Origin of the sequence: uncultured Phycicoccus sp., from assembly GCF_947495705.1 — a bacterium.
In the GTDB taxonomy this organism is placed as follows: domain Bacteria; phylum Actinomycetota; class Actinomycetes; order Actinomycetales; family Dermatophilaceae; genus Phycicoccus.
Window position 1 is genome coordinate 1 of record NZ_CANLZR010000014.1, and the last position, 21,511, is coordinate 21,511.

Annotated in this window: 19 protein-coding genes; 12 read left to right on the forward strand and 7 right to left on the reverse strand. The window is 74.4% G+C overall.

From position 1 onward, the window contains the following. Positions 1 to 137: 137 nt before the first annotated feature. The 6 genes from Q0963_RS15580 to Q0963_RS15605 all read left to right on the forward strand — a co-directional run bounded on the left by Q0963_RS15580 (position 138) and on the right by Q0963_RS15605 (position 7,542). The gene (locus Q0963_RS15580; RefSeq protein WP_299447831.1) at positions 138 to 935 is read left to right on the forward strand and encodes a crotonase/enoyl-CoA hydratase family protein; all 798 of its coding nucleotides are present in this window, start codon (positions 138 to 140) and stop codon (positions 933 to 935) included. Then, complete coding sequence (locus Q0963_RS15585; RefSeq protein ID WP_299447833.1) at positions 932 to 3,079, forward strand: molybdopterin-dependent oxidoreductase; 2,148 nt, start codon at positions 932 to 934, stop codon at positions 3,077 to 3,079. The genes Q0963_RS15580 and Q0963_RS15585 overlap by 4 nt, the downstream gene beginning before the upstream one ends. Before the next feature lie 544 nt (positions 3,080 to 3,623). Beyond that, positions 3,624 to 4,895, forward strand: coding sequence for an acyl-CoA dehydrogenase family protein (locus tag Q0963_RS15590; protein WP_299447835.1), 1,272 nt, complete (start codon positions 3,624 to 3,626; stop codon positions 4,893 to 4,895). Beyond that, positions 4,892 to 5,701 (forward strand): SDR family NAD(P)-dependent oxidoreductase, encoded by an 810-nt coding sequence (locus Q0963_RS15595; protein WP_299447837.1) that lies wholly within the window; start codon positions 4,892 to 4,894, stop codon positions 5,699 to 5,701. The genes Q0963_RS15590 and Q0963_RS15595 overlap by 4 nt, the downstream gene beginning before the upstream one ends. Next, positions 5,698 to 6,765, forward strand: coding sequence for a phosphotransferase family protein (locus Q0963_RS15600; protein ID WP_299447839.1), 1,068 nt, complete (start codon positions 5,698 to 5,700; stop codon positions 6,763 to 6,765). The genes Q0963_RS15595 and Q0963_RS15600 overlap by 4 nt, the downstream gene beginning before the upstream one ends. A gap of 27 nt (positions 6,766 to 6,792) precedes the next feature. Further along, entirely contained in the window at positions 6,793 to 7,542 is a 750-nt protein-coding gene (locus tag Q0963_RS15605) for an SDR family oxidoreductase (RefSeq protein WP_299447841.1), read from the forward strand. On the opposite strand, the gene Q0963_RS15610 is transcribed toward Q0963_RS15605, so the two are convergent. Further along, positions 7,535 to 8,584, reverse strand: a complete 1,050-nt coding sequence (locus Q0963_RS15610) for a hypothetical protein (protein WP_299447843.1) — start codon at positions 8,582 to 8,584, stop codon at positions 7,535 to 7,537. The two genes, Q0963_RS15605 and Q0963_RS15610, sit on opposite strands and share 8 nt — an antisense overlap. Before the next feature lie 25 nt (positions 8,585 to 8,609). Between Q0963_RS15610 and Q0963_RS15615 the strand changes: the two genes are divergently transcribed. Further along, the gene (locus tag Q0963_RS15615) at positions 8,610 to 9,620 is read left to right on the forward strand and encodes a D-glycerate dehydrogenase (protein WP_299447845.1); all 1,011 of its coding nucleotides are present in this window, start codon (positions 8,610 to 8,612) and stop codon (positions 9,618 to 9,620) included. Here Q0963_RS15615 and Q0963_RS15620 read toward each other — a convergent pair. Genes Q0963_RS15620 through Q0963_RS15630 form a run of 3 tightly spaced genes read right to left on the reverse strand, consistent with a single transcriptional unit; the run spans position 9,604 to position 11,690 of the window. Beyond that, complete coding sequence (locus tag Q0963_RS15620) at positions 9,604 to 10,752, reverse strand: glycerate kinase (protein WP_299447847.1); 1,149 nt, start codon at positions 10,750 to 10,752, stop codon at positions 9,604 to 9,606. The genes Q0963_RS15615 and Q0963_RS15620 overlap by 17 nt on opposite strands. Beyond that, on the reverse strand, positions 10,749 to 11,240 hold the full coding sequence (locus tag Q0963_RS15625) for a GNAT family N-acetyltransferase (RefSeq protein WP_299447849.1): 492 nt from the start codon (positions 11,238 to 11,240) through the stop codon (positions 10,749 to 10,751). Before Q0963_RS15625 ends, Q0963_RS15620 begins: the two co-directional genes overlap by 4 nt. Before the next feature lie 18 nt (positions 11,241 to 11,258). Continuing rightward, positions 11,259 to 11,690 (reverse strand): pyridoxamine 5'-phosphate oxidase family protein, encoded by a 432-nt coding sequence (locus tag Q0963_RS15630; RefSeq protein ID WP_299447851.1) that lies wholly within the window; start codon positions 11,688 to 11,690, stop codon positions 11,259 to 11,261. A 104-nt stretch (positions 11,691 to 11,794) separates the two neighbouring features. On the opposite strand from Q0963_RS15630, the gene Q0963_RS15635 reads away from it, so the two are divergent. Further along, positions 11,795 to 12,997 carry an NAD(P)/FAD-dependent oxidoreductase gene (locus Q0963_RS15635; protein WP_299447853.1) on the forward strand — a complete coding sequence of 401 codons (1,203 nt, stop codon included), beginning with the start codon at positions 11,795 to 11,797 and terminating at the stop codon, positions 12,995 to 12,997. Here Q0963_RS15635 and Q0963_RS15640 read toward each other — a convergent pair. The 3 genes from Q0963_RS15640 to Q0963_RS15650 all read right to left on the reverse strand — a co-directional run bounded on the left by Q0963_RS15640 (position 12,966) and on the right by Q0963_RS15650 (position 16,811). Then, positions 12,966 to 14,243: a trans-acting enoyl reductase family protein gene (locus Q0963_RS15640; protein ID WP_299447855.1), complete on the reverse strand. Its 1,278-nt coding sequence runs from the start codon at positions 14,241 to 14,243 to the stop codon at positions 12,966 to 12,968. The genes Q0963_RS15635 and Q0963_RS15640 overlap by 32 nt on opposite strands. 22 nt (positions 14,244 to 14,265) lie before the next feature. Further along, positions 14,266 to 15,678 carry a xylulokinase gene (gene xylB / locus Q0963_RS15645; protein ID WP_299447857.1) on the reverse strand — a complete coding sequence of 471 codons (1,413 nt, stop codon included), beginning with the start codon at positions 15,676 to 15,678 and terminating at the stop codon, positions 14,266 to 14,268. A 71-nt stretch (positions 15,679 to 15,749) separates the two neighbouring features. Further along, positions 15,750 to 16,811, reverse strand: coding sequence for a GDSL-type esterase/lipase family protein (locus Q0963_RS15650; RefSeq protein WP_299447859.1), 1,062 nt, complete (start codon positions 16,809 to 16,811; stop codon positions 15,750 to 15,752). 152 nt (positions 16,812 to 16,963) lie between these two features. On the opposite strand from Q0963_RS15650, the gene Q0963_RS15655 reads away from it, so the two are divergent. The 4 genes from Q0963_RS15655 (at position 16,964) to Q0963_RS15670 (ending at position 21,477) form a co-directional block, all read left to right on the forward strand. Beyond that, positions 16,964 to 18,154 (forward strand): ROK family transcriptional regulator, encoded by a 1,191-nt coding sequence (locus Q0963_RS15655; RefSeq protein ID WP_299447861.1) that lies wholly within the window; start codon positions 16,964 to 16,966, stop codon positions 18,152 to 18,154. 126 nt (positions 18,155 to 18,280) lie between these two features. After that, positions 18,281 to 19,372: a sugar ABC transporter substrate-binding protein gene (locus Q0963_RS15660; RefSeq protein ID WP_299447863.1), complete on the forward strand. Its 1,092-nt coding sequence runs from the start codon at positions 18,281 to 18,283 to the stop codon at positions 19,370 to 19,372. A 36-nt stretch (positions 19,373 to 19,408) separates the two neighbouring features. Beyond that, positions 19,409 to 20,206 carry an ATP-binding cassette domain-containing protein gene (locus Q0963_RS15665; RefSeq protein WP_299447865.1) on the forward strand — a complete coding sequence of 266 codons (798 nt, stop codon included), beginning with the start codon at positions 19,409 to 19,411 and terminating at the stop codon, positions 20,204 to 20,206. Beyond that, a complete protein-coding gene (locus Q0963_RS15670) occupies positions 20,203 to 21,477 on the forward strand; it encodes a sugar ABC transporter permease (RefSeq protein ID WP_299447866.1) in 1,275 nt (424 codons plus the stop codon). Before Q0963_RS15665 ends, Q0963_RS15670 begins: the two co-directional genes overlap by 4 nt. Positions 21,478 to 21,511 lie beyond the last annotated feature (34 nt).

Consider the following 21,511-nt stretch of genomic DNA (forward strand, 5'->3'; position numbering starts at 1 on the left):
AGCACATCCTGCGGACCCGCTGCCGTCGCCATCACCGCCCCCTTCCGATGCCTCGAACCTACCGACGACCACCGACAGTGGCCGGGCCCCGCCCTGCGTCGCTCGGGGCCGGTCGGCGGGGCTCGTAGGCTGTCGTCATGCCAGCCACCGTGACGTGCAGCGTCGAGGGCGGCATCGCCCAGGTCCGCCTCGACCGCCCCGACAAGCTCAACGCGCTGACCCTCGACACCCTCGACGGACTCATCGAGACTGCGCGCACGCTGCGCCGCGACCGCACCCTGCGCGGGGTGGTCATCGGCGGCGCAGGCGAGTCCTTCTGTGCCGGCCTCGACTTCGCCACTGTCCTCAGCGACCCGCCCCGCGTCGCGCGTGCGTTCGTGCCCCGTCCCTGGCGGGGCACCAACCTCTTCCAGGAGGCGTGCTGGGCGTGGCGGCGGCTGCCGGTGCCCGTCGTGGCGGCCGTCCACGGCCACTGCTACGGCGGGGGGCTACAGATCGCCCTCGCCGCCGACCTGCGGATGACGACGCCGGACGCCCGCTGGTCGGTGCTGGAGGCCAAGTGGGGGCTCATCCCGGACATGAGCGGCATCCAAACCCTCGCCCAGCAGGTGCGGATGGACGTCGCGAAGCGGCTCACGATGACCGGTGAGGTCGTCTCGGGCGAGCGGGCCGTCGAGCTGGGGCTCGCCAGCGAGGTGCACGATGAGCCCTTCGTCGCCGCCACGAGGTTCCTGGAGGAGGTCGCCACCCGTTCGCCCGACTCCGTGGCCGCCACGAAGCGGCTATTCGACCGCACCTGGTCGGCCTCGCCACGCCGCACCTTCGCCCGCGAGCGGCTGGAGCAGGCCCGGCTCCTGGGCCGTCGCAACACGACGAGCGCCCGCGAGGCGGCGTTGCGGCGGGAGCGGCCGAGCTTCGGCCCACGCGCGCGATGACCGGCGCCGGCGCAGCGGTCCGGCACGTCTCGTGCACCCTGTGCGAGGCGATGTGCGGGCTCGAGGTGACCCTCGGCGCCGACGGCCGCGTGGCCGGCATCCGCGGCGACTCCGCCGACCCGCTCTCCCGGGGCCACCTGTGCCCCAAGGCGTTCGCGCTGCCCGAGATCCAGGACGACCCCGACCGGCTGCGCCGTCCGCTCGTGCGCGGGGCCGACGGCGAGCTCCACGAGACCACCTGGGACGTCGCGGTCACCCGTGCGGCCGAGCTGCTGGCCGGCGTGCAGCGGGAGCACGGCGACGACGCGCTGGCCGTCTATCTCGGCAACCCGAACGTGCACAGCCTGGGCGCGCTGACGCACCACCCGACGCTCGTGCGACTCCTGCGTACCCGGAACCGGTACTCGGCGACGTCCGTCGACCAGCTGCCCCATCACGTCGTGGCGTGGGCGCTGTACGGCCACCAGTTCCTCCTCCCGGTACCGGACATCGACCGCACCGACCTCCTCGTCCTCGTCGGCCACAACCCGATGGCCTCCAACGGGTCGCTGTGGACGGTGCCCGACTTCCCGCAACGTCGCCGCGAGCTGGCCTCCCGCGGAGGCCGACTCGTCGTCCTCGACCCGCGGCGTACCGAGACCGCGAAGGTCGCCGACGAGCACCACTTCGTCAGGCCCGGCTCCGACGCCACCGTCCTGCTGGCGCTCGTCCGCGAGGTCCTGGCGTCCGGCCGCGCCCGTCCTGCCCCGTACGTCGACGGGGTCGAGGCGGTGCGCGTCGCGGTGGAGCCGTTCACCGCCGAGCTCGCCGAGCGGGCCAGTGGGATGCCCGCCGACGCCGTGCGAGGGTTGGCCGCCGCGCTGCTCGACGCCCGGTCGGCGGCGGTCCACGGCCGGATGGGGGTCTCGACCCAGGGCTTCGGTGTCGTCTGCCAGTGGGCGGTCCAGGTGCTCAACGCGCTGACCGGCAACCTCGACCGCCCGGGCGGCACGATGTTCACGACGCCGGCCGTCGACCTGGTCGGGCGCGGCCTGCTGAGCCCGGGCGGGTTCTCGCGTCGCCGGACGCGGGTGCGCGGCCTGCCCGGCTTCGCGGGCGAGCTCCCGGTGTCGGCACTGGCCGAGGAGATGGCGACGCCCGGCGCCGGGCAGGTCCGGGCGCTGCTCACGATCGCCGGCAACCCGGTGTCGTCGACCCCCGCGGGCCACCGGCTCGACGAGGCCGTCGCCGCCCTGGACGCCGTCGTGTGCGTCGACATGTACCTCAACGAGACGACCCGGCACGCCGACGTCGTCCTCCCACCGACGGGCCCGTTGGAGCGCGATCACTACGACCTCGTCTTCCACCTGCTCGCCGTCCGCGACACGGCCCGGTTCTCGCCCGCGCTGCTGCCGAAGGACCCCGGCGGGCGGCACGACTGGCAGATCGCCCGCGACCTCGGCATCGCCTACCTCGCCGCCCGGGCCGGACGCCCACGCCGGCCCGTCGCCCGTGGCTCGCTCCTCGCGCAGGCGCGGCTGCGGACCTCGCCGACGCGTCAGCTCGACCTGCTGCTGCGCACCGGGGGAGCCGGGCTGTCGGTCCGGCAACTGCGTGCGGCCGGCCCGGGCGGGCTCGACCTCGGGCCGTTGCGGCCGCGGCTCCCCGACCGGCTCCGCACCCCGCATCGCAGCGTCGACCTCGCGGCCTCCGTCGCCGTCGACGACCTGCCGCGGGTCCTGGCCGCGGCCGGTGAGCGAGGTGTCGATGGCGGGCTGCTGCTCGTCGGCCGTCGACACCAGCGGGACAACAACTCGTGGCTCCACAACTCCGCCGTGCTGACGAAGGGGCGGCCGCGCCACGCCCTGCTCGCGAACCCCGGCGACCTCGCGGCGCGCGGCATCAGCGACGGCTCCCGGGTGCGCGTCGCGTCGGCCGCGGGCGCCGTCGAGGTGGAGGTGACCGCCACCGAGGACGTCATGCCCGGCGTCGTCTCACTGCCGCACGGGTACGGTCAGTCGCGCCCCGGGGTCCGGCTGGCCCGCGCGTCCACGCTGCCCGGGGTCTCGGTGAACGACCTCACCGACCCGGGGGTCACCGAGGCCGTCTCGGGCAACGCCGTGCTCAACGGCGTTCCGGTGACGCTCGAGGCCGCGTCCCCCTGACCGGCGGAGGGCAGGGCGCACGCGAGCTGGCCGCGCAGGCGGGCCCGGAGCGCCCACCCCAGCAGCACGACGCCACCCGCGGCGAGCACCGGCTGAACCGGCGCGAACCACTGGAGCGCTCCGCTGTACCCCAGCGCGACGAGCACCAGCTTGTTGCACACCGGGCACCCGACGGCGAAGAACGCGAGCAGCCCCCCGGCCGTGCCCTTGCGGTTGATCGCGGACTCGGCCGGGGCGGCCCCGGGCTCACGCACGTAGGTCGCGAGCAGGAGGCCGCCGAGCACCGAGGTGACGGCGAGGACCGGCCAGGCCCACCACGTCGTCGGGATCTCGCGCCCGAAGACGGGCGTCGGCAGCATCGCCGTCGGCACGGCGATCGCGAGGGCGGTGCCGGCCGCGCCGAGCGCCGCCGCCCACCACCGTCGGGCGGTCCAGGTCCTCAGGGCGTCGAGCATCACGCCAGGATACCCCGCCCGGTATACCCCCGCCTGGCGGGGGTGGCGGGCACGGCCGGTCCCGGGCCGTCGAGGTTAGGGTCACGGGCATGGACTTCGCCCCGTCCGCCAGAGCCGCCGACCTCGCCTCGCGCGTCCGTGCCTTCGTCGACACCGAGGTGGCGCCGGCGGAGGCCCGGCTGGTCGCCGACGTCGCCGCCCGGCGCTCCCGCGGCGAGGACCCCTGGCCGCCGACGCCCGCCGTCGAGGCGCTCAAGGCCGGGGCCCGGGCGGAGGGGCTGTGGAACCTGTTCCTCCCTGCAGGCGAGGGTGACGACTGGGCGCGGCGTTTCGGCACCGACGGCGGCACGGGCCTGACCAACCTCGACTACGCGCACGTCGCCGAGCAGACCGGCCGCTCGACGCTGGCCCCCCTCGTCCTCAACTGCAACGCCCCCGACACCGGCAACATGGAGGTGCTGCTGCGCTACGGCACCCCCGAGCAGCAGGAGCAGTGGCTCGTCCCCCTGCTCGACGGCCGCATCCGCAGCGTCTTCCTCATGACCGAGCCCGGAGTCGCCAGCTCGGACGCCACGACGATGGCCGCCACCGCGACACCGGACGGCGACGACGTGGTGCTCGACGGCCGCAAGTGGTGGACCACCGGGGCCGGCCACCCCGACACCCGCCTCGGCATCTTCATGGGCCTCACCGACCCCGACGCTCCCCGGCACCGGCAGCACTCGATGGTCCTGGTCCCCATGGACGCTCCGGGCGTCACGGTCGAGCGGATGCTCTCGGCCCTCGGGCACCACGACGAGCCGCTCGGCCACGGCGAGGTCACGCTCGAGCAGGTCCGGCTGCCGGCGGCCGCCATCCTCGTCGGACCGGGCCGGGCGTTCGAGATCGCGCAGGGCCGGCTCGGCCCCGGGCGGGTGCACCACTGCATGCGCCTCATCGGCCTCGCCGAGAAGGCCCTCGAGCTCGCCTGCGAACGGTCGACGACGAGGGTCGCGTTCGGCCGGCCCCTCGCCGACCTCGGCGGCAACCGGGAGCGGCTGGCCCGGGCCCGGATCGCGATCAACCAGGCGCGCTTCCACGTCCTGCACGCGGCGTGGAAGCTCGACACGGTCGGCATCGAGGGCGCCCTCTCGGAGGTCAGCGAGATCAAGGCGGCCGTGCCGCAGATGGCGTGCGACGTCATCGACCTCGCCATCCAGCTGCACGGGGGCGCCGGGATGAGCGAGGACACCCCGCTCGCGGCCGCCTACGCGGGCGCCCGGAGCCTCCGGCTCGCGGACGGCCCGGACGAGGTCCACCTCGGCGTCGTCGCCCGTCACCTGCTGGCGCCCTACCGGGCGAGGGCGGGAGCGCCCCGATGAGCCGCCGCGCCCTCGTCACCGGCGGAGCCTCGGGGCTCGGCCGGGCCCTGGCCGCGCTGCTCGTGGCGCGCGGTGACCGGGTGCTCGTCGTCGACCTCGCCGACGACCGCCCCGCAGCCGTCCCCGAGGGGGCCGAGTACCGCCGCCTCGACGTGCGCAGCCAGCAGGACTGGGACGCCACGCTCGCCTGGGTCCGCGAGGGCTGGGGCGGTCTCGACCTGCTCGTCAACAACGCGGGGGTCGCGACCGGCGGCCGCATCGACGTCGAGTCGATGGCCGACTGGGAGCGCGTCGTCGACGTCAACCTCCTCGGTCCCGCCCGCGGCTGCCACACGATGACGCCCCTGCTCAAGGAGCAGCGCTCCGGGCACATCGTCAACGTCGCCTCGCTCGCGGGCCTCGTGCACGGCCCGGGGATGGCGAGCTACAACGCGACGAAGGCCGGGGTCGTCGCGCTGAGCGAGACCCTCGGCTTCGAGCTGGGCCCGTGGGGGATCGACGTCTCGGTCGTGTGCCCCGCGTTCTTCCGGACCAACCTGCACGAGTCCTTCGCCGGCAAGGACACAGCGATGCACGAGGCCGGGGTGCGCCTCATCACCGGGGCGAGCGCCGACGCGGACCAGATGGCCCGGATCGTCCTCGACGGCATCGACAAGCGCCGGCCCGTCATCCTCACCGACCGGCTCGGGCGGCAGGCCTACTACGGCAAGCGCTTCGCCCGGCCGCTGTACGACCGGATGATGACCGCCCAGGCCCGGCGCCTCGCCCGCAAGGCGGGCCAGGACCCCGACGAGTACCTGCCGTGAGCGCACCGGCCGCGGGCCCGGTGCGGGACGAGGACGCAATCGACGTGACCCGGGCCGCCGCCTGGGTGCGCGCGCACGTCGCCGACCCGGACGGGCTCGACGGTGACCCGCAGGTGCGCCAGTACGCCGGTGGCGCGAGCAACCTCACCTATCTGCTGCGCTGGCCGGCGCGCGACCTCGTCCTGCGTCGCCCGCCGGCCGGGACCAAAGCCAGAGGCGCCCACGACATGCGCCGCGAGCACGACCTCCAGGCCGCCCTCGCGCCGGTGTTCCCGCTCGTGCCGGCGATGGTCGGGTACTGCGGCGACGACGCGGTCATCGGCTCCGAGTTCTACGTCATGGAGCGCATCGAGGGGACCATCCTGCGCAAGGACGTCCCGGCGGAGCTCGGCCTCGACGTCCCCGGGGTGCGCCGGCTGTGCGAGAACGCGGTCGACGTGCTCGTGACGCTCCACGAGGTCGACGTCACCGCCGCCGGGCTCGCGGCGCTGGACCGTGGGGACGGGTACGTCGAGCGCCAGGTCGGCGGCTGGGCCGGCCGCTTCCGCCGCGCCCACACCCCGGACGTGCCCGACCACGAGGCCACCATCGCCTGGCTCGCGGCGCACCGGCCGCCCGACCGCCCGCACGCGCTCATCCACAACGACTTCCGCTTCGACAACCTCGTGCTCGACCCCGGCGACCCCACCCGCGTCGTCGGGGTCCTGGACTGGGAGCTCGCGACGGTGGGCGACCCGCTCATGGACCTCGGTTCGGCCCTCGCGTACTGGGTGCAGGCGGACGACGACCCGATGCACCTGGCGCTCCGGCTCCAGCCGACGCACACCCCGGGCATGCTGACCCGCGACGAGGTCGTCACCCGGTACTGCACCGCGCGCGGGCTCGACCTCCCGGACGCGGACCGCCTGTTCTACGAGGTGTTCGGGCTGTTCCGCCTCGCGGCCATCGCCCAGCAGATCTACTACCGCTTCCACCACGGGCAGACGACGAACCCCGCGTACGGCGCCTTCCGGTCCGTCGTCGCCCACCTCGACCGACGCTGCGCCGCCCTCCTGGCAGGCTGAGCACCGACCCCGACCGAAGGAACCCCCATGCCGACGACGATCATCACCGGTGCCAGCTCGGGCCTCGGTGCCGAGATGGCCCGCCAGCTCGCGGCCCGCGGGTGGGACCTGTGCCTCGCCGCCCGCCGGCTCGACCGCCTCGAGGCGCTGCGGGACGAGATCGTCGACCGCACCGGGCGCCGCGTCGAGATCCGGGCGCTCGACGTCGCCGACGACGACGCGGTCTTCGCGACCTTCCGCGGCTTCCGCGACGACGTCGGCACCATCGACCGGGTCATCATCAACGCCGGGCTCGGCAAGGGCGCGCCGATCGGGACCGGGCGCTACGACGCGAACCGGCAGACGGCGATGGTCAACTTCGTCGCGGCGCTGGCGCAGGCCGAGGCCGCGATGGAGATCTTCCGCGACCAGAAGCACGGCCACCTCGTCATGATCTCGTCGGTGTCCGCCATGCGTGGCATGCGCAAGACGGTCACGACGTACGCGGCGACCAAGGCCGGCGTCGCGACGCTCGCCGAGGGCATCCGCAACGAGATGCTCGGCGAGCCCGACCTCGACATTCGGGTCTCGGTCATCTACCCCGGCTACATCCGCTCCGAGATGAACGAGCGGGTGTCGCACACCCCGTACATCGTCGACACCGAGCCCGGGGTGCACGCGATGGTCGAGGCCATCGAGAAGGAGAAGGCACACGCGTTGGTGCCGCCGTGGCCCTGGGTGCCGGTCGGCAAGGCGCTGCGGCACGCGCCGCTGCGGGTCGTGCGCAGGCTCATGTGACGGCGCCGTCACGCTCCCGCTCGGCCCGCAGGGCCAGGTAGACGGCCCGCACCCCGACGGCCCGCTCGAGCTCGCGGGTCACGAGCGAGAAGAACTGGCGACGGTAGGTGTCGTCGGTGACGGCGTTGACGGTGAAGTACAGCCCCGAGAACGCCGACAGGAAGAACGACACCTTGACGAGCTCGGCCGAGACGCTGCTCACGTAGGGGACGTGGTGGGTGGCCTCGAGCGTCGTCCACGCCAGCTGGGTCTCCTGGCCCATGATGATCGACCCGAAGAGCAGGAGGAACACGAACACCCCGGCCACGAGGGCGAACACCTGGACCAGCTGGGTGACGAGCAGCGCGAGGATGAGGTTCCACCGCTCGAACCCGGCGATCCGCGCGTACGCGGCAGGGTCGGCGTCCTCGTCGGCGACGAGCCGCGCGCAGGTCTGCTCCATCGGGGTCCCGGCGCAGGCCCGGAGCAGGAAGTCGCCGTCGACGGCGTCGTCGAGCTCGTCGACCTCCTCCGGCAGGCGGACGAGGAGGAACACCACGCCCGAGCCGAGCAGCAGCAGCGCCACCACCCAGTGCGTGGCGAACGTCAGGCTCGCCGTCATCTGCCAGGCCTCGGCGTTGATGAACAGGAAGGCGACGAAGACGAGCAGCAGCGGCAGCGCCCGGGTCAGCGTCGACGCCAGCAGCCGGACGCTCGTGAGGGTCCGGACCACTGCGAAGGTGAGGATCGGCCGGGCGCGCAGGGCCGTCGACACGTACCCGAGACCGACGACGACGGCCAGCGACAGCCAGAGCGCGGGGGCCGCGCTCACCTGGTGCGACACCCACCCGAGCAGGCCGCCGAGCGCGCCCGTGACGACGAGGACCAGGGCGAGGAGGGGCAGCGCCCGCCGCGGCCGGAGCGCGGCTCGGGCGGCGGCGCGCTCGGCGGGGACGAAGTACGACAGCCCGTTGCCGAGGAACCAGCGTTCCGTGGCGGCGAGCGGGTCGTGCTCGGCCCGCCGTCGCGGCAGCCGGGGGCGACGCCGGTCCGGGGTGGTCATGGCCGCAGAGCCTACGATGCGGCTCGTGGGCACCAGCGACGCGTCGACGACCGCCCGAACGGCCGACGGGCCCGCCGGGCCACGGGTCGTCGTGCTCGGCCGGCTGCCCGGCGACGCCGTCGAGCGGCTCCGGGCGAGGCACACCGTGCACTACCGCGACGAGGACAGCACCGCCCCCGCCGAGGAGGTCCTTCGCCTCGTCAGCGGCGCCGACGCCCTCGTCGTGACCCTGGGCCACCGCGTCGACGCGGCCGTCCTCGATGCCGCCGGCCCGCAGCTGCGGATCGTCGCCAACGTCGCCGTGGGCTACGACAACGTCGACGTCGCCACCTGCCGCGAGCGGGGCGTCCTCGTGACGAACACCCCCGGGGTGCTCACCGACGCGACCGCCGACCTCGCGTTCGCCCTCGTCCTCATGGTCACGCGGCGGCTCGCCGAGGCCGAGCGCGAGGTCCGCAGCGGGCAGACCGCGGGCTGGGGCATGTTCCATCTGCTCGGCACCTCCGTGCAGGGCAAGGCGATCGGCATCCTCGGGCCGGGGGCCATCGGGCTCGCCACCGCCCGCAGGGCCCGCGCGTTCGGGATGGACGTGCTGCTCTCCGGCCGCTCCGCGCCCGACCCCGCCGACGTCCGCGCGCTCCAGGCACGGGTCGTTCCTTTCGAGGAGCTGCTCGCCTCGTCCGACGTCGTCTCCGTCCACACCCCGCTGACACCTGCGACCCTGCACCTGGTCGACGCGAGCGCGCTGGCCCGGATGAAGCCGGCCGCCTACCTCGTCAACACCGCCCGCGGGCCCGTCGTCGACGAGGCCGCGCTCGTCGCCGCGCTGGAGGCCGGCACGATCGCCGGGGCGGGCCTCGACGTCTTCGAGGACGAGCCGCGGGTGCATCCGGGCCTGCGGGAGCGGGACGACGTCGTGCTCCTGCCGCACATCGGGTCCGCGACGATCGAGACCCGGACGGCGATGGCCGACCTCGCGGCCGACAACGTCCTCGCGGTGCTCGCCGGGGACGACGCGCTCACCCCGGTGGGCTGAGGCGCTCGCGGGCGATCCGGGACCCCACCTCGTGGAGCAGCGCGGCGGCCTCCGCCATCGACCGCTCGGGGTCGGGCTCCAGCTCGCTCAGCGGGTAGGCGGAGGCGAGGCCCAGTCCGTGGAGCTCGATGTCGCCCAGGGTTGTCCGGCCGCAGACTGCGACCGTCGGCACGCCCATCGACCCCGCCCGGCGGGCCACCCCCGCGACCGCCTTGCCGGTGGCCGTCTGCGCGTCGAGCGAGCCCTCCCCGGTGATGACGAGGTCCGCGCCCGGGAGCCGTGGGTCGAGGCCGACGAGGTCGAGCACGACGTCCACCCCCGACCGCCGGGTCGCCCCGAGGGCCGCGACCATCGCGAATCCCACGCCCCCGGCCGCCCCCGACCCCGGCACCGCCGCGCTGCCGGGGTTGAGGACGTCGGCCCATCGAGTGAGGGCGGCCTCGAGCCGGGCCACGTCCTCGGGAGTCGCCCCCTTCTGCGGGGCGAACACCGCCGCGGCGCCGTGCGGGCCGAGCAGCGGGCTCGTCACATCGGCCGCCAGAACGAGGTCGACGTCGAGCAGGCGTGGGTCGAGCCCACCGAGGTCGGCACGCGCGACCCGGGAGAGCCCCGCCCCGCCGTCCGGGACCGGGTGCCCCTCGGCGTCGAGGACCCGCGCGCCGAGCGCTGCCAGCATGCCGGCCCCGCCGTCGGTGCTCGCCGAGCCGCCGACGCCCACGACGAGGCGGTGCGGGCGCAGGTCGAGGGCGGCGCCGACGACCTCGCCGAGGCCGCGGCTCGATGCCTCCAGCGGCCGCAGGACCCCGCCCGGCAGCCGGCTGAGTCCGCACGCGTCGGCCAGCTCGACGACGACCGTTCCGTCCGTCGACGACCACGCCATCGTCGCCCGCACGGGCTCACCGGTCGGGCCGTGGACCACCGCGGGGACCGCGGTGTACCCCGCGGCGAGGGCAGCGCTGACCGTGCCCTCGCCGCCGTCGGCCACCGGGACGACGGCGACGTCGGCGTCCGGGAGCACCGCCAGCACCCCGGCGCGCAGTGCCTCGCCCACCTCGGCCGAGGTGAGCGAACCCCGGAACGCGTCGCTGGCGACGACGACGCGACGCCGGGTGGTCCCGGGCCCGGTCGTCACAGGAAGCGGTGCATGACGTGGAGCCCGACCCGGCCGTGCCGCCGGGACGTGAAGGCCTCGGGCACCGTCCCGACGACGTCGAAGCCCAGGTCGCGCCACAGGGCGACCGCCCCGGCGTTGGTCTCGACGACCGCGTTGAACTGCATCGCGGCGTAGCCCTGTGCGGCAGCCCACTCCAGGACCCACACGGCGAGGGTCCGCCCGACGCCGCGACCGCGGGCCTGCGGAGCGACCATGAACGACGCGGTCGCCACGTGCCGGCCGCGCCCGGGCCGGTTCGGGCCGCTCTTGGCGGACCCGAGGAGCAGCCCGGACGCCTCGTCGACGGCGACGACAGTCACGCCCGGCGCCGGCTCGTCCCAGAGGGTGCGGATCGCCGCGTCGTCGAGGCTGTCGGGGTAGGCGTAGGTCTCACCGTCGTCGACGATGCCGCGGAAGACGGGGACGAACGCGGGCCAGTCGGGGTCCTCGATGGGGCGGATGAGCACGGCGCCAGCCTAGGTCGGTCACCCGTCCGGGTCGCGCAGGTGCAGCCAGGGCCGGTGGAGCCGGAAGCGTCGGCCCGAGATCTCGTCGACGTCGATGACGACGACGCGGTACTTCTCCTCGGCGACCCAGGGCCGGACGGGCAGCTCCTCGGCCTCGTCGGCCTCGTCACCCTCCAGCGCCCGGGCCCGGCCGCGGACGACGACGCTGTGCGCCTCCTCGTCACCGACCTCGTCGATCTCGAACGCCACGTCGGAGTCCATCTTCAGGCCGAGCAGCTTGCTGCCCTCGTTGCTGCGGAACACGATGCGGTGTCGTGTGTCGACCGCGTAGTTGACCGGCACGAGGTGGACCTCGTCGGCGAGGTGGAAGGCCAGCCGCCCCAGCTCGTGGCTGCGCAACAGGTCCCAGGACTCCTCGGGGGAGAGCTCGGTGACGGGTGACTCGGCCATGGTGACCTCCTCCTTGTGGCGCCGGCTCGGGACCGGTTTCCTACTACGGAGTGTAGTGAGGGTGGCTCGCCGCGGCCAGCGGTGGCGCAGGTAGCGTGCGCCACATGCGACACGAGGCAGGGTCCGAGCCGGCCGACGGGTCCGCCGCCGAGCCCGTCGAGGCCGTCGTCGTCGTCGGCGCGGGCCCCGGCGGGCTCGCCGTGGCCGGCGCGCTGCGGGCTCGCGACGTCGACGCCCTCGTCGTCGACGCGGCCCCGGGGGTGGGCGACCGGTGGCGCACCCACTACGACCGGCTGCACCTGCACACCCCACGCCGGTGGTCCTCGCTCCCCGGCTACCCCATCCCCCGGCGGTACGGCCGCTGGGTGGCTCGCGCCGACGTCGTCCGCTACCTCGAGGAGTACGCGGCCCACCACCGGCTGCGCCTGCGGCTGGGCGTGGCCGTCCGGCGCATCGACCCGGTGGACGGTGACGCCCCGGCCGGCCGCTGGCGGGTCACCCTGGCCGACGGGGCCACCGTGCACGCCCACGACGTCGTCGTCGCGACGGGGTACAACCACACCCCCGTGATGCCCGACTGGCCGGGGCGCGACGCGTTCACGGGGCAGCTGCTGCACGCGCGCGACTACCGCAACGGGGCACCGTGGGCCGGGCGGGACGTCCTCGTCGTTGGCACCGGCAACACCGGCACCGAGATCGCCACCGACCTCGCCGAGCACGGAGCGGCCGAGGTCCGGCTGTCGGTGCGCACCCCGCCGCACATCCTCGCCCGGGACCGGTTCGGCGTTCCGGCCCAGGCCACCGGCATCGCCGTCCGCCGGCTGCCGCCGCGGCTCGTCGACCGGCTGGCCGGCGTCCTCGCCGCGGTCCAGGAGCCGGACCTCGGCGACTACGGGATGCCCCGCGCCGGGCGGGACCTGTACACCCGGACCCTCGAGGGACGGGTGCCGGTGCAGGACGTCGGCATCGTCGACGCCATCCGCTCCGGGCGGGTCCGGCCGGTCGCGGCCCTGGAGTCCTTCGACGGGGACGAGGTCGTCCTCACGGACGGCACCCGGCTCCGCCCGGCACTCGTCGTCGCGGCGACCGGCTACCGGGCGGCGCTCGAGCCGCTCGTCGGCCACCTCGGCGTGCTGGGCGAGCGCGGCCTGCCGACCGTCCGGGGGGCCCGGCGCCCCGAGGCCCGGCCGGGGCTGTGGTTCACCGGGTTCACCAACCCGATCTCCGGGATGCTGCGCGAGCTGGCGATCGACGCCGGCCGCATCGCCGCCGCGGTCAGTGCGGGAGGCGCTCGACCCCGAGGGTGAAGTCGTGGGCGCGGAGCCGGTCGGCGAGCGGGGCGCCGATGCCGGTGGCGGGGGTGAGCACCCCGGCGGCGTCCGGTAGCCCGGCGTCGCCCGCCGCGAGCGCCAGCGCTGCCTGGCCGAGCATGATCGCGGAGCCCGAGTACCCGGGGTCGTAGGGCGCGGCGACCGTCGCGCGGTAGCGGGCGCCGTTCGTGGCCTCGGCGGTCACCTCGAAGCGGAACCGGCCCTCGGCCATCTGCTGCTGGGTGGGACCCTCGCCCGCTGCGGGTAGGACCCGGTCGAGCAGGGCCCGGGTCGGGCCGAACGACAGCGCGGCGAACCCGGCCAGCAGCCCGGCGGAGACGGCACTCGCCGTCAGCGCCCCGCGGGGGCCGGACCCGTAGTCGGAGTGCTCCGAGTACCGGAAGTCCTCGCCGTACCCGAGCAGGGACGCCGACCGCGCGACGACGCGGGTGTTGAACGACGCCATGATGAACGGGCCGGTGAAGTGCCGGTTGTCGGGGTCCCGGCGCACGGGGGAGGCGGCGGCGACGCGGTCGAGCAGGCCGCCGACCCCACCGCGGCGCGGCGAGCGGCCGGCACCGGGAGGGCGGGGCGGCCGGCCGCCGTCGGCCAGGGCCCACGGGTCGGTGACGATGCGCCGGGTCGACGGGTCGGCCCGCATCTCGATGGCCTGGGTCCGCGCGGTGTCGACGGTGCCGCCGCTCGGCGCTACCTTGAGGGTGCGGACCGCCAGGCGGGTGCGGCCGAGCTCGGCGCCGTCGGCGCGGGCCGCGTCGGCACAGAGCAGGACGCCGAGGTCGCTCGGGATGGAGTCGAACCCGCAGGCGTGGACGATACGAGCGCCGGAGCGCTTCGCCGACTCGTGGTTGGCCGCGATGCTGCGGTGCACGAAGAGCACCTCGCCCGCCAGGTCGCAGTAGTGCGTCCCGGCGCGGGCGCACGCGGCCGCCAGTGGCGCGCCGAACGTGGCGTACGGCCCGACGGTGGTGACGACGACCCGGGCGCGGGCCGCGAGGTCGGCCACCGCGTCCTCGTCGAGGGCGTCCACGACGAGCAGCGGCCAGTCGGCGGCGCTCCAGCCGAGGTCGGTGCGGACGGCCTCGAGCCGTTCCTTCGAGCGCCCGGCCAGCCCGATCCGCGTGCCGGCCGGGGCGTGGCCCGCGAGGTGCGCCGCGGTGAGCCGGCCGGTGAACCCGGTGGCGCCGAAGAGGACGATGTCGAGCTCACGGGGGGCGTCGGTCATCCGTCCAACCTAGCCTCCGGGCTCAGGAGGGGTAGCCGGTGCGCAGGACCTCGGCGTAGCGCTCGCGGACCTCGGCGCCCCGGCCCGGCGCCACCGGGTCCAGCGTCGTCTCGACGGCGACGTCCCACCCGGGCGCGGTGCTCGCTCCGCTCAGGGCCCAGGCCGCCTGCCGGGCCGCGCCGCCCGCCACGTACTCGCCGGGCGCGGGCACGGCCACCTGCACCCCGAGCAGGTCGGGAGCGATGCCCCGGACCGCGCGAGAGGCGGCGGCGCCGCCGATGAGGAGGACGCGCTCGACCGGGCACCCGGCCTCGCGGACCGCGTCGACGGCGCTGGCCAGACCCAGGAGCATGCCCTCGACGACGGCCCGGGCCAGGTTCTCGGGGGTGGCGTTGGTGCGGGTCAGCCCGTGGATCGAGCCGGTGGCCGTCGGCAGGTTGGGCGTGCGCTCGCCGTCGAGGAAGGGGACGAGGGTCAGCCCGCCGGCCCCGGGGTCGGCGGCCATGGCCAGCGCGTCGAGGCCGGCGAGGTCGACGCCGAGCATCGAGGCCCCGGAGGTGAGGACCCGGGCGGCGTTGAGGGTGCACACGAGGGGGAGGAAGCGGTCCTGGGCGTCGGCGAAGGACTGGACGAAGCCGCGGGCGTCGGCGGTCGGCCGGTCGTGCCGCGCGAAGGCCGTGCCGCTCGTCCCGAGCGAGACCACGCAGTCGCCCTGCTGCAGCCCCAGGCCGAGTGCGGCGCCCATGTTGTCGCCGGTGCCGGGGGCGACGGCGAGCCCGTCGCGGGTGCGCCCGACGACCTCGGCGGGGCCCGCGACCCGTGGCACCCCGAGGGTCCGCCCCGCGGCCAGCTCCAGGAGCTCGGGGCGGTACTGCCTCGTGCCGGCGTCGAAGTAGCCCGTGCCCGAGGCGTCGCCGGCGTCGGTGGTCCACTCGGTGAACCCGCCTCCCGCGGCGAGGATGCGGCCCGTCAGCCAGTCGTGGGGCAGGACGCACCGGGCGGCCCGGGCCATCGCCGCCGGCTCGTGGTCGCGCACCCACCGGAGCTTGGCGGCGGTGATGGCGGCGAGCGGCACGATGCCGACCGCGTCCGCCCACGCCTGCGGGCCGCCGAGCTCGCGCACGAGGTCGACGGCCGCGCCGGCGGAGCGGGTGTCGTTCCACAGCAACGCGGGACGGACGACGTCGTCCGCGTCGTCGAGCAGGACCATGCCGTGCTGCTGCCCGCCCACGGCGATCGCGGCCACCCCGTCGAGGAGGCCCTCCGAGGTGGCCGACTCCCAGGCGCTCCACCAGTGCCTGGGGTCGACCTCGGTGGCGTCGGGGTGGCTGCCGCGGCCGACCCGGAGCACCTCACCGGTCTCGGCGTCGCACACCACGACCTTGCACGACTGGGTGGAGGTGTCGACACCGGCGACGAGCGGGCGGGCGGGCATCGGATCCTCCGGGTATGGGCGGGATGCGGACTCCGTTCATCCTCTCAGGTGGTCCCTCCGGGCCGGGGTCGTCAGCGCGCGGCGACCCGGGCGAGGTGCTCGGCGGCCTGGCGTGCCGAGTACCGCCGGTCGGCGGCGTCGACACTGGCCCGGTCGTCGACGTCCACACCCGCCCTGCGTGCGGCCGCGAGTGCCTCGGGGCTGTGCAGGTCCGGCGCGACGAAGCGCTCGGGGGTGACGTCGCGGTCGAGGGCGGCGTACGTGCGCTGCGTCGCGGCCAGGGTGCCGGCCGACCTCTCGGCGGACCGCAGGACGGCAGGCGTCGCGCGGACCGTCGACCCGGTGAGGTGGGGGCTGACGCTCGGGGTGTACCCGCTCGCGTGGCCGGGCTTGTTCGGGTGGTAGGACTCCACGACCGGGTTCGACAGCCCGTTGATCCACTCCGGGTCGTCGCACACGGCGTGCCCGACGAAGCGCGACGTCGGGTCGGCGAAGGCGAAGCCGGCCGCGGCGGCCCGCTGCGCCGTCGTCGAGTTGATGAGGTCGGCCGTCGCGTTGAGGCGGCTCTCCTCGGCGGGGGAGAACCAGGTGAACGCGTTGCAGTCCTCCCCGTTGAAGATCCTCGGATAGCCGACGACGGTGATCTTGGCGGTGGGGGCCTTGGCGCGGATGCTCGAGTAGAGGGTCGAGAGTCGGCCGGGCAGGGTGTTGCGGATGAACGCCTGTGCCGTGTCGATGGCACCGTTGCAGTTGCTCATCCACCCCGGCTGCGCGCACTCGGTGAGCACGTCGGCGAAGCCGGCGTCGTTGCCGCCCACGGAGATCGAGACGTACGCCGTCGAGGCGGACAGAGCGGTGAGCTGGGTGTTGGTGACGTCGGCCACCGTGGCGCCGGAGCAGGCGCGGAAGGTGAGCGCGTAGCCCTTGGCCGACGCGATGAGCGAGGGGTAGGCGTGGACCGACCGCAGGCACTGGGTGCCGTCGTCGATGTAGTCACGGGTCCCGGTGCCGGAGGAGTAGCTGTCGCCGAGGGCGACGTAGGCGGGCGGGGCCGCCAGCGCGGGGGTGAGGGGGAGCGCGAGGGCGGCGGCAGCGGCCAGCGCGGCGGCGGCCATGGCACGTCGTCGGGACATGGGTTCCTCCTGGTCAGGGGTGTCGTGCAGGGGCGCCGGGGCGGGTGAGGTGCGCTCACGCTAGGGGTCCTGTCGCCGCGCCCGCCGGGGACGGACCCGGGGTTATGCCGATGTGCTTCCCCCCGGATACATGGCTCGCTTATCTTTGGCCCGTGAACCCAACGAGCGCGGCGCCGGGCTCGCAGGCGTCCCTCCGGGAGATGAACCGCCTGCGGGTCCTCGACGCGGTGCGGGAGCACGGGACGCTCACCCAGGTCGAGATCGCCGGGGTCACGGGACTGTCCGCGGCGACGGTCTCCAACCTCGTTAAGGAGCTGGACGGCGCCGGGATGGTGCGGCTCGCACCCAGCATCCGCAACGGCCGCCGCGCGACCCAGGTCTCGATCGCGACGTCCGAGGGTCTCCTCGCGGCCGCGGTGTTCGGCGACCGCGACATCCGGGTCGCCATCGCGACGGGACCTCGCGGGATCGTGAGCCAGAAGCGGATGCCGCTGCCCGCCGACCACGCCGCAGACGAGGGCATGTCGCGGGCGGCCCGGCTCGTGCAGGAGCTCGTCGAGGGTGTCGGCCGCGAGATGTCCGACCTGCGCTCGTTCGTCGTGGGCCTGCCCGCTCCGATCGACACCGTGTCGGGGGAGGTCGGGTCCGAGGGGGTCATGCCCGGCTGGCGCGGGGTGGCGGTCGGGCCGGCGATGGAGGACGCGGTCCAGGTGCCCGTGCTGGTGGACAACACGGCGAACCTCGCTGCGATGGGGGAGTTCAAGCTCGGTGCGCTGCAGGGAGTTTCGACAGGTGTCTTCCTCAAGGTCTCCTACGGGGTCGGCGCCGGCCTCATCATCGGCGGCGAGCTCTTCCGGGGCAGCGCCGGCACCGCGGGCGAGATCGGCCACATCACCATCGACGAGAACGGCCCGCTGTGCCGCTGCGGCAACCGGGGGTGTCTCGACACCTTCGTCGGGGCCGGAGCCGTGCTGGCGGCGCTGCGTGACACCCACGGCACGCTGACGCTCAAGGACGTCATCGCCCGCGCGCTCGACGGTGACCCGGGGTGCCGCCGGGTGCTCGAGGACTCCGGCCGCCATCTGGGCGTCGCCGTGGCCGGTGTGGTGAACCTGCTCAACCCCGAGGTCGTCGTGCTCGGGGGGCAGGTGGCCCGGGTCGGTGAGGTCGTGCTGGCGCCGATGCGGGAGGCGATCGAGCGCTGCGCGATCCCGAGCGCTGCCGCGACGGTCCAGGTCCGGGCGGGCGGCCTCCCCCCGGAGGAGGCCGACGTCCGCGGCGCGCTGACCCTCGCGGACCAGGTCCGCGACGACGCCGACCGGGCCGCCCTCGCCGTCGGGTGACGGGTCCGTGACCGAATCGTTGCGTCCACCCCTTGTATTCAAGTCTTGACGACAAGCGGCGGACCGAGTTGAATCGGGGCGAACCGCACCAGAGTGGCTGCGGACGTTCTGGCACAGGAGAGACACATGACCACACGGCTCATCCGGATCGCCGGCGCCGCCCTCGCGCTCGGCCTCACTGCGACGGGCCTCTCGGCCTGTGGCGACGACGGCTCCGGTGGCGGGGGTACCGACACCGGTGGTGGCGGCGACAGCGGCGGCAAGAAGATCGCCCTGCTCCTCCCCGAGAACAAGACGGCTCGCTACGAGGCGTTCGACAAGCCGCTCTTCGAGGCGGCGGTCAAGGCCGGCTGCGCCGACTGCGAGGTCCTCTACAGCAACGCCGAGCAGGACGCCGCCAAGCAGCAGCAGCAGGCCGAGGCCGCCATCACCCAGGGGGTCGACGTCCTCGTCCTCGACGCCGTCGACGGCAAGTCGGCCGTGACGATCGTCCAGAACGCGAAGGCCCAGGGCATCCCGGTCATCGCCTACGACCGGTTCGTCGCAGGCTCCGACTACTACGTCTCGTTCGACAACCAGAAGGTCGGCGAGCTGCAGGGCCAGGGCCTCGTCGACGCGATGAAGGCCAACGGCGACGACTCCGGCGACATCGTCATGATCAACGGCTCGCCCACCGACGCCAACGCCGCCGACTTCAAGGCGGGTGCGCACAGCGTCCTCGACACCAGCGGCTACACGATCAAGGCCGAGTACGACACCCCCGACTGGAGCCCCGACAAGGCGCAGTCGTGGATGGAGGGCCAGATCGGCACGGTCAAGGGCAACCTCGTCGGTGTCTACGCGGCGAACGACGGCACCGCGGGCGGCGCCATCGCCGCGCTCAAGGGAGGCGGGGTCAACCCGCTGCCGCCGGTGACCGGTCAGGACGCCGAGCTCGCCGCGATCCAGCGGGTCATCGCCGGTGACCAGGCGCTGACGATCTACAAGGCGATCAAGCCCGAGGCCGAGGACGCCGCGAAGAACGCCATCGCCCTCGCGAACGGCGAGCAGGTGGCGTCGTCCGCCGACAAGGAGGGTGTCCCGTCGACGCTGCTCGAGCCGATCGTCGTGACCAAGGACAACATCAAGGACACGATCATCGCCGACGGCTTCTACACCGCCGCCGACATCTGCACCTCCGAGTACGCCGCCCAGTGCACCGAGCTCGGCATCAGCTGACCGTCGCAGCATCCCTCACACAGGAGTGAGCCGATCATGAGCACCACCACCACCCTGGCGCCCGTGCTGTCGATGACAGGGGTCTCCAAACGCTTCGGCGCCGTGCAGGCCCTCAAGGACATCGACTTCGACGTGGCCGCCGGGGAGGTGGTGGCGCTCGTCGGCGACAACGGCGCGGGCAAGTCCACCCTCGTCAAGACCATCGCCGGCGTCTACTCGCCCGACGGCGGCAGGATCGTCTTCGACGGCAGCCCCGTCACGATCACCTCGCCGTCGCAGGCCCAGGCCCTCGGCATCGCCACCGTCTTCCAGGACCTCGCGCTGTGCGACAACCTCGACGTCGTCGGCAACCTCTTCCTCGGCAACGAGGTGCTCCGCAAGAGGGCGCTGGACGAGGTGACGATGGAGCAGGAGTCGTGGCGGCTCCTGCGCGAGCTGAGCGCGAAGATCCCGAGCGTGCGGATCCCCGTCGCGAGCCTGTCCGGCGGGCAGCGCCAGACCGTCGCCATCGCCCGCTCCCTCCTCGGCGCCCCCAAGGTGGTCATGCTCGACGAGCCGACCGCGGCGCTCGGCGTCGCGCAGACGGCGGAGGTGCTCAACCTCGTGGAACGGCTCCGGGAGAAGGGCCTCGGGGTCATCCTCATCAGCCACAACATGTCGGACGTCATGGCCGTCGCCGACCGCGTCGCGGTGCTCCGGCTCGGCCTCAACAACGGCGTCTTCCGCGTCGCCGACACCAACAGCCAGGAGATCATCGCCGCCATCACCGGCGCGACGACCAACGCCGTCACCGCACGGGCCGCCCGCCGGGCCCCCCAGGAGGAGCAGTCGTGACCACCTCGCAGACCCCGCCCTCGACCGACCCGACGGGCGCCGGCCCGGTCCCCTCGGACCTCCAGGACGAGCGCCTCATCGCCTCGCAGGGCATCGGTGGCTGGGCCTCCGCCACGTGGGACCGCGTCCGCTCCGGGGACCTCGGCTCGCTGCCGGTCGTCGTCGGGCTCGTTCTCATCTGGGGGGTCTTCTACGCCCTCAACCCGCTCTTCCTCTCCAGCCGCAACCTCGTCAACCTGACCGTCCAGATGGTCCCGATCGGCGTCATCGCCATCGGGGTCGTCCTCGTCCTGCTGCTCGGCCAGATCGACCTGTCGGTCGGCTCGATGTCGGGCCTCGCGGGCGCGGTCGTCGCCGTCCTGTTCGTCAACCAGGGCCTGAACATCTGGGTGGCGATCGCGGCGGCACTCGTCGTCGGGGTGGCGACGGGCCTCGTCTACGGCATGCTCTTCAACCGCTTCGGCGTCCCGAGCTTCGTCATCACGCTCGCGGGGCTGCTCGTGCTCCTCGGGCTCCAGATCCGGACCCTCGGCACGGACGGCACGATCAACCTGCCGTTCGAGTCGGGGCTGGTCCAGTTCGCCTCGCAGCAGTTCCTGCCCGCCGCGCTGGCCTACGTGCTCGCCGTCGCGGTGCCGGCCGTCTACCTCCTCACCCGGCTGAACACCGACCGCCGGCGGAGCGCGGCCGGCCTGTCCGCGCAACCCCTGGCGACCGTCGCGCTGCGCGCCGGGCTGCTCACGGTGCTGCTGCTCGCGGCGACGTACGTGCTCAACCGCGACCGGGGCGTCTCGTACATGGTCGTCCTTTTCGTCGTGCTCGTCGTCGTCATGGACCTCGTGATCCGGCGCACGAGGTGGGGCCGCTCGGTGCTCGCGATCGGTGGCAACGTCGAGGCGGCGCGACGGGCCGGCATCAACGTCAAGCGGGTCTACCTGACCGTCTTCACCCTCTGCTCGACCTTCGCCGCCCTCGGTGGGGTCCTGGCCGCGGGGCGGCTCGCCTCGGCGAACCAGAGCAGCGGCGGGGCCGACACCAACCTCAACGCGATCGCAGCGGCCGTCATCGGCGGGACGTCCCTGTTCGGTGGTCGCGGCTCGGCGTACTCGGCGCTCCTCGGCATCCTCGTCATCTTCTCGATCAGCAACGGCCTGGCGCTGCTCTCGGTGTCCTCGGACGTCCGGTTCGTCGTCACCGGCGCCGTCCTGCTGCTCGCGGTCGTCATCGACAGTCTCAGCCGCCGCAGCCGCGTCGCCCACGGGCGCGCCTGACGGGTCCGCACGAGCCGGCAGGGCCACCCGCGTA